This is a genomic window from Gammaproteobacteria bacterium (assembly GCA_021648145.1).
Lineage (GTDB): Bacteria > Pseudomonadota > Gammaproteobacteria > JAADGQ01 > JAADGQ01 > S141-38.
Window position 1 is genome coordinate 1 of record JAKITI010000017.1, and the last position, 13,607, is coordinate 13,607.

General features: G+C 40.9%; 15 protein-coding genes and 1 pseudogene. 7 read left to right on the top strand and 9 right to left on the bottom strand.

Going from position 1 to position 13,607, the window contains the following annotated elements:
- From L3J70_10505 to L3J70_10530, 6 genes and pseudogenes are all read left to right on the top strand, one after another.
- Nucleotides 1-267: IS1 family transposase (locus L3J70_10505; GenBank protein MCF6236783.1), on the top strand; the 267-nt coding region annotated here is incomplete at its 5' end.
- A 67-nt stretch (nucleotides 268-334) separates the two neighbouring features.
- On the top strand, nucleotides 335-706 hold the full coding sequence (locus tag L3J70_10510) for a PIN domain-containing protein (protein ID MCF6236784.1): 372 nt from the start codon (nucleotides 335-337) through the stop codon (nucleotides 704-706).
- A gap of 135 nt (nucleotides 707-841) precedes the next feature.
- Complete coding sequence (locus tag L3J70_10515; GenBank protein MCF6236785.1) at nucleotides 842-1,015, top strand: hypothetical protein; 174 nt, start codon at nucleotides 842-844, stop codon at nucleotides 1,013-1,015.
- 23 nt (nucleotides 1,016-1,038) lie between these two features.
- Nucleotides 1,039-1,529 (top strand): annotated as a pseudogene (tnpA, locus tag L3J70_10520) (IS200/IS605 family transposase).
- Nucleotides 1,530-1,995: 466 nt separating this feature from the next.
- Nucleotides 1,996-2,709, top strand: coding sequence for a c-type cytochrome (locus L3J70_10525; protein MCF6236786.1), 714 nt, complete (start codon nucleotides 1,996-1,998; stop codon nucleotides 2,707-2,709).
- Between the two features lie 204 nt (nucleotides 2,710-2,913).
- The gene (locus tag L3J70_10530) at nucleotides 2,914-3,654 is read left to right on the top strand and encodes a hypothetical protein (protein ID MCF6236787.1); all 741 of its coding nucleotides are present in this window, start codon (nucleotides 2,914-2,916) and stop codon (nucleotides 3,652-3,654) included.
- 111 nt (nucleotides 3,655-3,765) lie between these two features.
- Here the strand turns inward: L3J70_10530 and L3J70_10535 are convergent, their stop codons facing one another.
- The 9 genes from L3J70_10535 to L3J70_10575 form a co-directional block, all read right to left on the bottom strand.
- Complete coding sequence (locus L3J70_10535) at nucleotides 3,766-4,749, bottom strand: AgmX/PglI C-terminal domain-containing protein (GenBank protein ID MCF6236788.1); 984 nt, start codon at nucleotides 4,747-4,749, stop codon at nucleotides 3,766-3,768.
- A 7-nt stretch (nucleotides 4,750-4,756) separates the two neighbouring features.
- Entirely contained in the window at nucleotides 4,757-5,263 is a 507-nt protein-coding gene (locus L3J70_10540) for a biopolymer transporter ExbD (GenBank protein ID MCF6236789.1), read from the bottom strand.
- Entirely contained in the window at nucleotides 5,260-5,748 is a 489-nt protein-coding gene (locus L3J70_10545) for a biopolymer transporter ExbD (protein MCF6236790.1), read from the bottom strand. Before L3J70_10545 ends, L3J70_10540 begins: the two co-directional genes overlap by 4 nt.
- A complete protein-coding gene (locus L3J70_10550; protein MCF6236791.1) occupies nucleotides 5,745-6,410 on the bottom strand; it encodes a MotA/TolQ/ExbB proton channel family protein in 666 nt (221 codons plus the stop codon). The genes L3J70_10545 and L3J70_10550 overlap by 4 nt, the downstream gene beginning before the upstream one ends.
- A 75-nt stretch (nucleotides 6,411-6,485) precedes the next feature.
- Entirely contained in the window at nucleotides 6,486-6,704 is a 219-nt protein-coding gene (locus L3J70_10555; protein ID MCF6236792.1) for a hypothetical protein, read from the bottom strand.
- Nucleotides 6,705-6,827: 123 nt separating this feature from the next.
- Complete coding sequence (locus L3J70_10560; GenBank protein ID MCF6236793.1) at nucleotides 6,828-7,460, bottom strand: tetratricopeptide repeat protein; 633 nt, start codon at nucleotides 7,458-7,460, stop codon at nucleotides 6,828-6,830.
- Complete coding sequence (locus L3J70_10565) at nucleotides 7,432-10,251, bottom strand: tetratricopeptide repeat protein (GenBank protein ID MCF6236794.1); 2,820 nt, start codon at nucleotides 10,249-10,251, stop codon at nucleotides 7,432-7,434. The genes L3J70_10560 and L3J70_10565 overlap by 29 nt, the downstream gene beginning before the upstream one ends.
- Nucleotides 10,248-11,036: a hypothetical protein gene (locus L3J70_10570; GenBank protein MCF6236795.1), complete on the bottom strand. Its 789-nt coding sequence runs from the start codon at nucleotides 11,034-11,036 to the stop codon at nucleotides 10,248-10,250. The genes L3J70_10565 and L3J70_10570 overlap by 4 nt, the downstream gene beginning before the upstream one ends.
- Nucleotides 11,037-11,331: 295 nt before the next feature.
- Nucleotides 11,332-12,603: an HDOD domain-containing protein gene (locus L3J70_10575; protein ID MCF6236796.1), complete on the bottom strand. Its 1,272-nt coding sequence runs from the start codon at nucleotides 12,601-12,603 to the stop codon at nucleotides 11,332-11,334.
- 104 nt (nucleotides 12,604-12,707) lie between these two features.
- Between L3J70_10575 and L3J70_10580 the strand changes: the two genes are divergently transcribed.
- The gene (locus tag L3J70_10580) at nucleotides 12,708-13,442 is read left to right on the top strand and encodes an SDR family NAD(P)-dependent oxidoreductase (GenBank protein ID MCF6236797.1); all 735 of its coding nucleotides are present in this window, start codon (nucleotides 12,708-12,710) and stop codon (nucleotides 13,440-13,442) included.
- Nucleotides 13,443-13,607: the final 165 nt, after the last annotated feature.

Genomic DNA, 13,607 nt, shown 5'->3' on the forward strand with positions numbered 1-13,607 from the left:
GAGCTATGGAGCAAGATCAAAGAGAAACTTGCCGGAAAAATAGCAACGGATTACTGGAAACCCTATGAAAACTTTATCCCAAAAGAAAAACACATCCAATCGAAAGCTGAAACCTACACGGTGGAAGACTACAACAGCATCTTCAGACACTTTCTTGCACGAATGGGTCGGAAAACAAAATGTTATACAAAAAGTGTACGTATGCTGGAATTGTCAACATTGTTGTTAATGCATAAGAGAAATGGAACACTAACTATACTAGATTAGCAATGCCTCTAACTAGGCTATACTACTTTAGCAATGCCATTTCTTTTGTCTCAAACGAATTTTTTTCTTGCAATACGGGGCGGACTTATATGGTCTGCTTAAAGGAAATAATGCCGTAATCCAGCTATTTTTTGATTCAAGGTGCGTGCTTTCTGAATGTGCTGTCAGCCAGATTACTCGTATGGAATTGTTGAGTTTTCCATCATTGCAGGCTAATGAAGAGCAGGCAATTCAAAAATTTCTAGATACTATAACGGTCTTGAATTTTGATGAAAGAATAGAAGAAGGTGTGATTCAGTTTAGAAGATCTCAAGGTGGGAAGCTTCCTGATGCAATGATAGCTGCAACTGCGCTTTGCTATCAGTTGCAGCTGCTTGCCATGGATAAAAACCTAGATAAGCGAGTCAAGCTGATAGCAAAGGGATTATCAAAGGGGTAATTGATTTGATTCCTTTGTTGATGGGTGGATGGCAGTTTATTTGAAGGCAGTCGATTATTGGTCCAGGTAGAACTAAAAGCTATTTTCAGATGTGTTGATGATTATTTGCCGAGTAGCATTAAGGTAGCAGCAGTCATGATGCATGACCTAGCATTAGAGTTAATAGCTCAAGGCCATGAAGTGACTGTTTGTACGCCAGACCATACTCTAAAAAAGCCATTTTTTATCGAAGAACTTGATGGTGTTCAAGTGATGCGTTTTAAAGTCCCCGATAGGGGATCTGTAAATCCCACGCCTTCAGGTGGCTAGGGTCAGCATGGTATGCTTGTGATATGCAGAATTATAAGCATGGCGGACACACTATTTGGGATTGCAAATATCATTTGGTCTGGGTAACGAAATATCGTTATCCGATATTGGATGGAGATGTAGGGCAGAGGTGTCGAGAGTTGTTGCGAGAGATTGCGCGAAGCAAAGAGATGATCATCTATGCGGGAGCAATCAACAGGGATCACGTGCATATGCTGATAGGCATTCCACCGAGTTTGTCTGTATCCAAGGCGGTTCAGTTTCTGAAAGGGAAGAGTTCTCACAAGATGCTTTCGGAGTTTCCACAATTAAGGAAGCGGTACTGGGGTCAGCATTTGTGGGCGAGGGGTTATTTTGGGTTGCCTCCAGTGGCAACGTGACAGACGAAGTCTGGAAGGCCTATAAAGTGGTTAAGACGGGGCGGCAATTATTTGTAAAACTAAAAGAAAAACATCGAATATTACTGGAGCAAGTGCTTATCGCACTGAAGGAGTTTGAGCCGCCGCCAATTTGAAACGATACAAACACAGCTTGTTACAGGATAGATCCGTCCAAAATGGCCAATTGACTACTGAATAGGCATCGAGGAACGGTTTTTGACTAACCTCACCCCTCACACACACGGTGACGGTCAGCAATAAAACCTGAAAGAGGGATTCAAGGTCTCTTGGAGTCATGATGCCCCCTACCTGGGGATTTGGGAGACAGGTTGCCTTTGACGATTACGCATGACTGGTGGTACCGCGCAAAGGTCTCAAGATAAATATTTTAAGATGTTTGAAGGCTATAGTTGCTATTTAAGAAACCGAACCTGCCTGTGAATGGTGGCATATAATCTAGGTTTATATTGCCAATAGAGAGTTATTTTTAATAATAATTATCAGAAAACTTTACAAATATTTTTATTTCATTGAGAATTGCAGGGTGGATAGGTAAAAGTGTTCCATTTTAAATTTTTTGAAAACTTAGGATGTATAAAAATGAAAAAAGCCATTTTATTAACTACTGTTATGGCAGCAGCTTTAATGGGTTGCGAACAGGCTAATGATGCCGTTGATAAAGCAAGCTCTACTGTAACTGATGCCGCTAAAGACGCAGTCTCTGCCGTTGAAGAAACAAGTGCTGATGTTTTAGATGCAGCAAAAGAAACAGCCAATGGTGCTGTAGAGGGTGCTAAAGATGTGGGTTCTAATATAGTGGACTCTGCAAAAGATGCGACTTCCAGTGCAGTTGAGTCAACTAAAGAAGCAGGAGCCAGTATGCTTGATGGTGCTAAGGATATGACATCCAAGGCAGTTGATAGCACTAAAGAAATGGGCGCAGATGCACTTTCTGGTTCCAAGGACATGACAGCTGGAGTTGTTGACGGAACTAAAGAAAAAGTAGCTGGTGCAACGGCGGCTGTTGCTGGATTAGCGGCAGCTTCTTCTCAAAAAGCCTCAGGTGCTGATTTGGCCAAAGGAGAGGAAATTTACTCTGCAACCTGTAAATTGTGCCATGATACTGGCATGATGGACGCACCTAAATTGGGTGATGCAGGTGATTGGGGCGCTCGTATGGCTCAAGGTATGGATGCAATCAATGCGAATGCAATCAATGGTATTCGTGGAATGCCTGCAAAAGGTGGTAAAGCGAGCCTTACAGATGATGAAGTAAAAGCAGCTGTAGCTTATATGCTTTCAAAAAGTCACTAAAAGTATATAAATACAGTTTTTCTTAAAAAGGGGCTTTATAGCCCCTTTTTTTGTTTTGTTATTTCCAGTTTCCCTTACTGGAACGAAAAGTATTTTTCGTACAAAGGTCTCAAAATATAATATTTTTTTCAATAAAATTTAATGTTTTACATAAATAGGGTGATAATAAGCTTGAGATCATATTTTTGAAGCTGGAGATATTTAATGAAAAATAGTCATTTGGTTGTATATGCACTGTCAACAATATTCGTTTCGCCTGCGTTTGCAGGTGGAGATATTGATCAGTTGGAAAAATTGACAAGTCAAGATGAATTTCTCTCTTTATCAAAAGATTTAGGCGCAGCTTTCAGCTATAAATCAATTGTTCCTGCAGAACCCATGGGGATTTTGGGATTTGATGTCGGGGTGGAAGTGACGGCCACGCAAATGGAGCATTCAGATATATGGAAAAAAGCAGCAAGCTCGAATGGTTCGTCTAGCGTGCTGTATTTGCCTAAACTGCACGCACATAAAGGTTTACCTTTTGGTTTTGATATAGGGGCTTCATATTCAGCGCTCCCATCAACTGATATAAGCATGATGGGTGCAGAGGTGCGTTATGCCATCCTGGAAGGCAGTATTGCAACTCCGGCTCTTGCTGTGCGGGGAACTTACTCCCGCATAAATGGAATTGATGAATTAGACTTTGAAACCAAAGGGCTTGAGCTTTCTCTGTCAAAAGGCTTTGCCATATTGACTCCTTACGGTGGTGTAGGAAAAGTTTGGGTGAATAGTGACCCTGGTGGTGTTGCAAAGAGTGTCGCGGGTCTGGAAAGCGAAAGCTTTGCGGAGAATAAATTGTTTGCGGGTATCAGTATGAATTTGTTAATTTTAAATCTTACTGTAGAAGCGGATAAAATAGGTGATAACACATCTTATAGTGCTAAAGTTAGCTTGGGTTTTTAGTCACTATTAAGCTCACCCCTGAAATTTGCCACTTCTTTCTCCTTGAACTGGCGAATTTCAGGGGTGAGCTGAACCAGTTACATGTTCATTTTCTACTATACTGAGAGCTTTCTATGTCGGTAGAAAATCAAAGTTATATTGAATTGTAAATTCACTAACATTTTCCGCACCAAAATTAATAAATTTGATACGTGAGCGAATTTTTTTCAGAACCTCTTCTGACTGAAATTCGCTGGAAATAATTTCACACTTTATGACTTTCCCTGACGGTGCGATGACAATCTCAATATTGACTCTACCTTGCAAGGTAGGGTCTTTTCTTAATGCTCGCCGGTAAATTGAATCAATTGCACCTTTATTTTGACTGAGTTTAAGAATAACGGCTCCTTTGGAACGCTCTTTTATCTTGGAAACTTGTTTTGTAGGCTTTTTGTTTGCCACCGCATCACGAGCAGCGAGCTCAATTGGGCTTTCCATCGCAGTTGTAGAGCGGTCAGTGAGCTGAACACCTCCTGTATTGAGAGGGCGTTGGCTTGTGCTGATGCCTCCACTGCTTTTTTCTGCCATAGAAGTCATCATAGAGCGCTCTATACTTGAGCTTTTAGGCTGTCCCGTTGCGAGTGGAGCTGTGTTGTTAAACACGGGGGTCTCTCGAAGGTCAGCAAGATCATCTGAAAATGCAAGCAATCCAGAACTTGCTGCTTTTTCGCGAGCCGCTTCAACACGTTGTTCGGGTGTTTTTTGTTTTATAGGTTTAGGCGGTTCTTTTTTTTCAATTTTTTCTTTTTCAGGTTTTTTCTCTGGTTTCTTCTTTTCCGGTTCTTTTTTGGGTTCCTCTTTTTTAACCTCAGGTTTTTCTATTTTGATTTCAGGTTTAGGTGGTGGTGCGATTTTTTTACGCTCAAGAATCATCTTGGCCAAGCGTGGAGGAAGTTTTTCGGCTTGTGAGCGCTCTTGTTTGGGCACTGTAATGTAAGATACGGAAATACTTCCGATTAAAAATACAATCAAAAAAATAGCGACAACTTGACGAAATCTGCGTTCATCAAATTGATTGGCTGTCCATGATAATTCGTAAGGAGTCAATGTCGCCACGTTTTAATTAGTCCTGTTTTTTTATCATTTTTTTAGCGACAGCCAATGAGATATTGCTGTAGCCTGAGCGCGAACAAGTGGCCATGATTTTTTTAAGCAGTGAGTATGGAATCTGTTTGTCGCCCATAATGGTAATTTCACCTTTAAAAGGTTGGTCATCTGGCAGATTTTTTATGGATCGTGCGGCGTTATAGTTCAGTTCATCCTGTAGTGGTTTGATCATGGGTTCGGAGCTATTCATTACATCGCGAATAGAGGCCACTTTTTTACCATGAATTAATATGTCACGGTTGTTGACGACAATAACTAAAGTCTCTTTAGGCAATTGTTCCACTGATGCCTTAGGAAGTTTCATATCTTTTGTGCTTGGGAGCACCGCAACATTGGATGAGTTGACTAATAAAAAGAAAACAAGAATGGTAAATATATCCATCAACGAGACTAAATTAATTTTTCCTTGATATTTTCGTTTATGGTGTCGCTCCATGCGGCGCGCACGTCTGGACATTTTCATGGTGCATCACCAAGCGATATATCAGGGAAAAGCTCAGCTTGCACGACAGAGCCCGCCTGGTAAATTTCGACCATGCGCGTATTATCCATAACCTGAATTAATGTGTCATAAGTCGTTTCGGGTTTTGATAGAATCATCGCTTCCTGTTTGTCAGGGAAGCGGGTTTTTAGTGCGCTTAATAAATCGGTGAGTGCTTTGTAATCGTGTTGTCCTTCTTTTAAAGGGATCATTCTGAGTAACCTTCCTGGGCGATCAGAGACTTGCAGTGCATCTGGATGAATGATGACCTCCAGTAAAAATTCAGGCTTTTCATCGTTTTCAACATTAACACTGTCAGCAGGTGGCAGGTTAAGCTCGAGTATTGTAATCTGGGAAAACACAGCAGTAATGAGTAAAAATGGTATGAGAATGACCATCAGGTTCAAGAATGCGGTGATATCCAGCTCAGCCGGCTCTTTGCCATGTCGGCGCAAGCGCTTTCTCATTGTTGTGGTCTTTTATTTGCTGCGGCGCGGCGCGTATTAGTGCTTATTACGTTAAGAACTTTGACCGAGGCCATCTCTAGATTGTCAATGATATCTGTGGTTTTTGTCTGCAAAAAAGCGTGCATTAAAATCAGGGGGATCGCGACAATCAAGCCAAATGCGGTCGTATTCATGGCGATAGAGATACTGGATGAAAGCAGATCAGCTTTTTGGGCTGGGTCGGCTTGAGCAACTGCAGTAAATGCCTGGATCAAGCCAATAATTGTGCCTAGTAGCCCCATGAGTGTTGCGATATTAGCTAGAGTTGCTAAGTAGTGGGTTCGCTTTTCTATTTTTGGAATGGCTTCCATTAACCCTTCTTCCATGGCGGTTTCAATATCGTCACGGTGTTGGGAGGTTTGTAAGCGCGCCAAACCATATGAGACGATGCTTGCCATGGCAGTTTTTGATTTAACAACAATATTGGCTGCTTTATCATAAGCACCTGATTTAAGCTGCGGTATGAGTGCTTTCCATACCTTCATATTTCTGTTTTTGACAGAAGTAAGATACAAGTAGCGCTCAACAGCAATGGCAAGGCCTAAAGCTAAGATGAGTATGATGGGATACATAAACGCACCACCTTCTTGCAAAAAGCGAACAATGGTTGTTATGGCATCCATATTGATCTCCTGAGTTGAATATAGTTTGTTTTTGACATAAAAAAACCGGGCATTATAACTGACTGAATAATTTTGTTAAGGTTTCGTTTCGTGCTGATTTTTGTGTTCGTTTTTAAACAGCTTGTAGTATTTGAGCTGTCGTTGAAAAACCTCTCTGTCGAGTGGTTGCAACACATCTTTATTAGCCAGGCTTTCGAGCGGTTTGCCTGATATTTTGCTCATGGGAGGCGATTTCCAGGGGATGATGTAGGAGACAGTCGGCAGCTCCGTATTGGTTGAGCTTTTTTGAGGCATTTCGGCAAAACTGCTGTTAAATGGTATGAGCACTAAAATGAGTAGAGCATACATTTTTTTATAGAAGCAGGTTTGTATCGAATATTGTTGCATTGATTTCATTGGTTTATGTGTTCAAAGAAGTTAGATTTTTGACATTTCAGATTTAATTCGACGTTGAAGGTCGAGTATCCATATAGCGGCTTTTTTATCTTTTTCAGTAGATAGCTCCTGATAGCGCTTGTAATGGTCTAGCGCTTTTTTCAGGTTTCCCATATATAGATCATAAAGAATTCCCAGATTGATGTGAGCATTAGTATAGTTTTCATCAAGTTTTAGTGCTTTTTTATAAGCTGACTCTGCTTCATCGAAACGACCATTTTGTCTGTGTAATATACCCAGTTGATTGTATATGGCGGGGCTGTTTTTATTGAGTTTAATTGCCTTTTTGTACTGTTTTTCAGCCTCACTATCACGACCATCACGGGCATAGATGATCCCCAGGTTTGCGTAAGGCCCAGAAAAATTTGGATATTTTTGGATTATTTCAACCAATAACTTTTCAGCCTTTCGGTAATTTTGTATTTTCATTGCTTTTTTAGCACGTTTAAAAGCATTTTGTGCTTCGGGTGGAGCCGAAGTATTTCCGGTTTTTTCTGAACCAGGTGTTTGCGCGGTTGTTTTAGATATAGGCGTACTACTACAGCCTGCTAATCCGGTTAAAAGCAGTGTTGTAAGTAATAAAGGTTTAATGTAAGCGGTCAATGGCTGTTTCATTGTGTTCTACTTTTTTATAACGTGCGGGCATAAGTATTTGGAGTGCCGAAAAGCTTTTTTCTATCCATTGATTGTATACCCCTTGACGGGTTCTACGGGTGTTTTGAATATGTGTTTCAATGGCTTTCTCTTCGAAAGGAAAGGCTTGTTCTTCCAGTAATATGTCATATTGTTCAAGCTCTTCAGCATTTAACTCTTGTGGGCGCTCTGATTTTAACAAGGCCTGGCTGAAATCGTAATAAATATTGGCGATGTTATAAGTGGCTGCAGTTGTGGAATCAGCAATAGCGTAGTTAGTAATTTGTGTATAGGCACTCAAGCTGCTTTGCATGTATCTTTTCTTTTTATGTAAATTATCTTTAAGTGGCGCAACCAGCTTGATTCTTTGATAGGAAGAGAGTGTTGATTTTGCCAGTGTGAGCGCTGCTTGTGATGCGATATAACGGGTTCGATCTGTGCGTTTTTTTCCTGCATTCTTATCTGCTTCAATAATCTTTTTTAACCAGCTCTGATGAGCGAGCGGATTTTCACCATGGCTGTAAAGTACTGCAATTCTATTGTGTGCTTCAATAGCTTGCTCGAAAGGGTCAGGGTAGAGCGTGATGTAGCGCTCATAAATCGAGATTGCATCCTGTTTTTTGCCATTTTTTTGATATAAATCTGCCGTGAGCCACAATGCTTCACGTTCGACTGTACCTCCTTTTTTTATGATGTCACTAAATTCTTTTGCGGCTTTAAGAGGGTGCCCGCCTTCCATGTAGGCGACAGCCAGTTTGCTAGGCACTTCATTTTGCAGGGGATGATTGGGGTAACTCCGGCGAAAAACTTCTAAAATACGAATGGCATTTTTCCAGTCTTTAAGAGCGATATAGCTGGCTGCGACATCAAAGGTTGCTGTTGCAATAATTGATGTGGCGTTAGGGGTGATGCGTTCAATGCGCAAATAGTGCTTGATCGCATTGTGATACTTTTGTTGTTTATGTTGAATTTCGCCTTGTTTGTAAATAGTCGCTGCGAGTCGTTCATCCAGTTTTTGCCGATTTTGAATACTCTCAGCCGGAAGTTGTGCCAGTGCTTTTTTATAGGTGGCTTCAGCATCAGTGTAGTTTTTCATCTCAAATTGAGAGTGAGCGATTACAGTGAGTACAATCTGTTTTAATTCAGGTTTCAATGATGTGGATGTGTCGATAATTTTCTGTGCCGCATTAATTGCATTTCCGTATTCACCTGATGCATATAGCTGCTCAATGGCCTTAATTGTAATTTGTGTTGTTCGCGGATCTTGCGGGAAAGTTTCAGAGAAACGTAATGAGCTTAGCGCTGCTTCGCTTTCCCATTGCAATTTTTGCTGGTATCCCAGGCTTTTTTTATAGTGTTTTTGTGCAATCAGTGCAGCATAGCCTGCATCTGCAGAATTTTTATGGGTGGGGTAATCGTAGGCTGTTTTTTCATACTCTTTGATGGCATCGGCATAACGCTTACTTTCAAAGAGCAGCTCTGCCAGTAAAAAATTGACAGACGGTGTCTTGCTATCGTTTGGAAAGTTACGAATAAAAAGCTGATACCAGTGTGTTGCTTGGCGATAGGCTTCTGAGCTGTTATTTTTTTGTGCAATGGCATGGTAATGTTGAGCAACATCTTCTGTGTTGGATTTCAGGTCATCCATGATCTGGTGGCGTGCTGACTGATTGCGATCAGTCCAATAATCACTGTTGATGTCGTAACGTGTTATAAAGTCTACTTTTGCATCAAGAAGCTTGTTACTCAGCCCTGCTTGTCGATAGACTTCCACTTTTTTTGCGAAGAAGTGAGGGGTGTGAATGCTGTAGGGAGATTGTTGAATAAAAGCGTCATAGGTTCGTGCTGCCTGAGCAGTTTTTCCCTGTTTTAAATAGTGTTCTCCCAGAAGTGAGTAAATGCGAAACTCATAGTCACGACGACCTTGGCGACTGAAAAAATCATTGACAGATGACGCGCCATTTTGATAGGAAAAACTGAAGGTTAATACCTGGAAAATATCATCGACCAGCTTTCTGTCTGCATCCTTTTCAAGTGATGCAATGGACCACAGTAATGAGGTGTCCGTATCAAATAATATGATGTCAAGAAGTTTGATGAACGATTTTTGTGCCGATTGGTATTGCCCCCATTTAAACTCACTCCAACCATGCTTGTAGAGTGCTTTTTCATAAAATATGGAAGGTTGACCTTTTTGAATGATTTTCTGATAGGCGTGTGCTGCTTCCTGGTATCGTTCAAGTGTAAATAGTGTGTCTCCCAGTCGAAAGTAAGCTTCAGCAGTGTACGGGCTATCAGGTTGGTTTTCTATGAGCTTTAAAAGTATTTGCAAGCTTTTAATCAGTTCTCCGCTCAGATCATAAGCACGAGCTAACTGGTAAAGTGCGCTATCTATATGTTCGTAGTCAGGGTTGTTTTTTATTAACGATTCATAGTGCTTAATGGCTTGGTAGGGTGATGTTTCGGCATCTTGATTAACTGCGATTCTCTCTTCATATTTTTCGAGTTTCAGGTCAGCCAATCGGCGTATTGCGTCGATTTTTCTATGGCTGTTGTCGGTCATATCAAGATAGGTTTGGTAGTATTTTATGGCTCTATTTTGTGACTCGATAGGTGAAATTTTTGTATCAATTTTGAGTGGTTTATTAAACAAGGCCAACTCATTCATACTTTTTTTATTGTTGGACTTTTCACTTTTTTGTTGGAGAGCCCCTCCAGTGCATGCAGTGAGCATAATAATCAAGCATAAAGCTGATATAAATTGCCTTTTCATCGCGCGCCTCCTGATGCACGGCTCGCTTTTTTATCATAGATTTGAGCGGTTGCAAGATAAGCGTCGGCAAGGTAGTTGTTGAGTTGTTTTTTCTGTTTTTCCAATATTGAAATTGCAGATTGATTTAAAGCTTTTATCTGTATTTTACGCTCAGATTGTGTTTTTTTATTAAGGTGTTCAATCTCTTGCTGAAAAGAGTGGCTAGCCAGTAATGGGATTAAATAGTGGTTAATATAAGGTTTGAATAGTGTGTTTGGTTGAATATTTCCAGTAGGTGTCATACTTAGGTTATTTAGGTCGGTGATTGCAGATTCCAGTGTATGGATTCTTGTTTTATATTGTTCGATTGCATATTGGTATTCATTGAGCGACCTGTTATAAAAACCTAGTTTAAACAGTAGATCAGGAATTAAGTAAAGTGATTCCAGTACAGCGCTATTAATGGGTTGTTTTTGAAGTATGGACCAGGATTCAAGTGCTTGTTGATACTGTTTTAGTGCAAAGCTTGTTTGACCTGACCCAAGCAGGGCTTCGCTATAAAATAGACTGTAATTGGGGATCTCAATGAAATGTTTCCTGGCTAAAAATGGCTTTTTATTCTTTAGCAGAGTCTGGCCTGATATGAGGTGTGCTTTCTCTTTTAGTGCACGCTGTTCCTCACCATATGCAGTTCGACGTATCACTTCACCTAGCAGTGCGATACCCGCTTTAATTTTTTGATGAGAAATAAGCGCAATACCAAGATTGTAATGCCCATAAGCCGACTGGATTATACTTTGGTCCATGGTGGCGAGTATTTGGGCTGCCTGTGAGAGCTGATCTGTTTGAATGAGTAAGTTAAGTTTTTGGAGCTTGGTGCTCTCCTCTGCGTTACTGGTGCTATATGAAAATGATAAAAAACAAAGCAAAAACAGGCTAAGCAAGCTTGTATTTTTGAGAAGTAAAAATTTATACATACGCATTTTTAGTATGTTATTTTCCGATTAATTATTATTTTTTATCACTTGATAACTCATTCTGATGAAAATAACAATATTTGGCGCGATCAGTTCATCCGAAATAATAAAATGAAATTTTAACTTAACCATTGAGTAATTGTCGTGTTTTTTCGATTTCACTGCGTGCTTCAACAAGAATTTCCAGGCTTTTAGATGGGCCGTCTTCGCTGAGGGGTAGTTTTTGGAACGCTGGAATCTCTATCATGGTGGGTAGGGTGGCTGCCTGGGGGGTGCCAAAATAGCTATGAAGTTGGGCAACAATAATAATGTCATTATAATCTGGGGTGCTCCCTGAGTCTCTTTGCCAGTTCTCTGCTTCCAGTGGAACGGAAAGTAATTCGGCAGGGAATTCCCATTTGCGTAAAATCATCGCACCAATTTCTCCGCGAAGCTGGTAAATAACGTGGTTTAGGGCGTTGCTGTCTTCCACCAAATCTGGATAGCGTTCAGCGTAACCGAGTATGGCGAGTGTGCCTATATCGTGTAGCAGGCCGCCTAACATCGCTATTTCTGGGTTAATACCTTTGACTGAATTGGATAAAATAGCGCTTATTGATGCGACATGGGTGCTGTGATACCACAACTCTTTCATGCGCTCTGTAATTTGAGGGGAATTTGATTTAAATAGCTGTTGCAATGAAAATGTAGTGACAATATCTCGAACTGTAGTGGAGCCTAAGCGTATTATTGCAGATTTACAGTCTGTAATTGCATTGGAGGCTTGGTAGAGTGGGCTTTTGGCAACATGGATCAGTCGAGTGGCAATAGCAGGGTCGGACTGAATAATTTTAGCAATATCGTTCGCACCTTTTTCTGGGTCTTGTATGGCTTGCCGAATCCGTAAGGCCACATCAGGCAAGCTGGGGAGCTCCAGTTTATCTTCAAGGCAATCTTTATTTATTTGTGCAAACAGCTGATTCTCTGTCGTTACATTTTCTGCAGTTATTTTTTCATTTTTCAAAACCTGGGTTGAGATGGATGAGTTGTCTCGAGCCTTTTTATAAATTTTTTCTAGTAACAATGACTCTACCTGAATAAGTTTTGTATCTGTTTTTGTTGTGACATCGGCTGGGTGTGTGCTGTTGCCATAAAGGGGGGATAATGCTGACTCCGTACCGCCAATGATTGTTTTGATTTCACCGTTATCATCAAGTCGCTCAGCGGTGCCGGTAATAATGTAAAAGTCATACATGCTGTTTTGGTATTTTTGACGCAACCGAAAGTTTGCGGGGCGTTCAATAAAAGTACATTTTGAAGCAAATTGTTTTGCTTCATCGCGCGACAATTCGCGGAGGGGTCTTAACGTCAGGAAAAAATCGAGTGTGATTTTAGGTTGAGCCGCTGTCATTGTCATGCTGTAACGATCCGTGTTGAATAGATGGTTGATTAATATAAATATCGGAAGAAAGTTATTTGAACTTAGGGGTTATTTAAAAAAATATTGAGAGGAGAAAGTTTATGGATAATAGTCAAGTGCTTGCAGGAAAAGTTGTTGTGATATCAGGTGCCAGTAGCGGAATTGGCCGTGCAGTTGCGCTTGAGGTTGCAAGGCAAGGTGGAATTCCTTGTTTGATTGGGCGGCGCATTGATGCATTGAATAGTGTGTTGTCTGAGGTGCGTGAGTATGTGGTTGGTGCACAGTGTTATGAAGCAGATTTAACGGATGATGATGCGCAGAGCAATTTATTGGTTTTGTTGAAACAAGATTTTGATGGGCTTGATGCATTAGTGCATTGTGCCGGTGTATTTGCCATGGGTGCAGTGGAAACAGAGTCGGTGGCACGCCTGGATTGGCAATATAAAATAAATGTAAGAGCGCCTTATTTGTTAACTCAGCATTTGTTGCCTTCGTTGAAACAGCAACAAGGCCAGATTGTTTTTGTTAACTCAACGGTGGGTCTGGCAGCAAAATCGGGAGTGGCACAGTATGCTGCAAGCAAAGCAGCATTGAAAGCGATTGCTGATGCATTAAGGGAGGAGGTCAACCCAGACGGGGTGCGAGTGCTTTCTATTTACCCAGGGCGAACGGCAAGCCCGATGCAAGAGGCGATTCATAAAATGGAAAAACGAAATTATGATAGTGCGCGTTTGATGCAGTCTTCCGATGTGGCTGACGCAATTGTTTATGCGCTGAGTGCACCGAGAACGGCTGAGGTTACTGATATTACAGTTCGCCCTATGGCCAGATTATAGGGGTAATTTCAGGGAATATTTATATAAATTAATGGTCACGGTATTGGAGTGTAGGTCATTGAATTTTATAGTTAAAATTCCGGGTGATTTTTACCCCATATTTTGTCATATCTGCTGCTTGTTTGTGAAGTGAGTCACAAGCTTGCGCGCCTATCTAAAATCAAG

Coding starts and splice junctions, on each gene's coding strand:
- L3J70_10515 (MCF6236785.1), top strand. CDS start 842: ATGATGCATGACCTAGCATTAGAGTTAATAGCTCAAGGCCATGAAGTG.
- L3J70_10525 (MCF6236786.1), top strand. CDS start 1,996: ATGAAAAAAGCCATTTTATTAACTACTGTTATGGCAGCAGCTTTAATG.
- L3J70_10530 (MCF6236787.1), top strand. CDS start 2,914: ATGAAAAATAGTCATTTGGTTGTATATGCACTGTCAACAATATTCGTT.
- L3J70_10540 (MCF6236789.1), bottom strand. CDS start 5,263: ATGAAAATGTCCAGACGTGCGCGCCGCATGGAGCGACACCATAAACGA.
- L3J70_10545 (MCF6236790.1), bottom strand. CDS start 5,748: ATGAGAAAGCGCTTGCGCCGACATGGCAAAGAGCCGGCTGAGCTGGAT.
- L3J70_10550 (MCF6236791.1), bottom strand. CDS start 6,410: ATGGATGCCATAACAACCATTGTTCGCTTTTTGCAAGAAGGTGGTGCG.
- L3J70_10555 (MCF6236792.1), bottom strand. CDS start 6,704: ATGCCTCAAAAAAGCTCAACCAATACGGAGCTGCCGACTGTCTCCTAC.
- L3J70_10560 (MCF6236793.1), bottom strand. CDS start 7,460: ATGAAACAGCCATTGACCGCTTACATTAAACCTTTATTACTTACAACA.
- L3J70_10565 (MCF6236794.1), bottom strand. CDS start 10,251: ATGAAAAGGCAATTTATATCAGCTTTATGCTTGATTATTATGCTCACT.
- L3J70_10570 (MCF6236795.1), bottom strand. CDS start 11,036: ATGGACCAAAGTATAATCCAGTCGGCTTATGGGCATTACAATCTTGGT.
- L3J70_10575 (MCF6236796.1), bottom strand. CDS start 12,603: ATGACAATGACAGCGGCTCAACCTAAAATCACACTCGATTTTTTCCTG.
- L3J70_10580 (MCF6236797.1), top strand. CDS start 12,708: ATGGATAATAGTCAAGTGCTTGCAGGAAAAGTTGTTGTGATATCAGGT.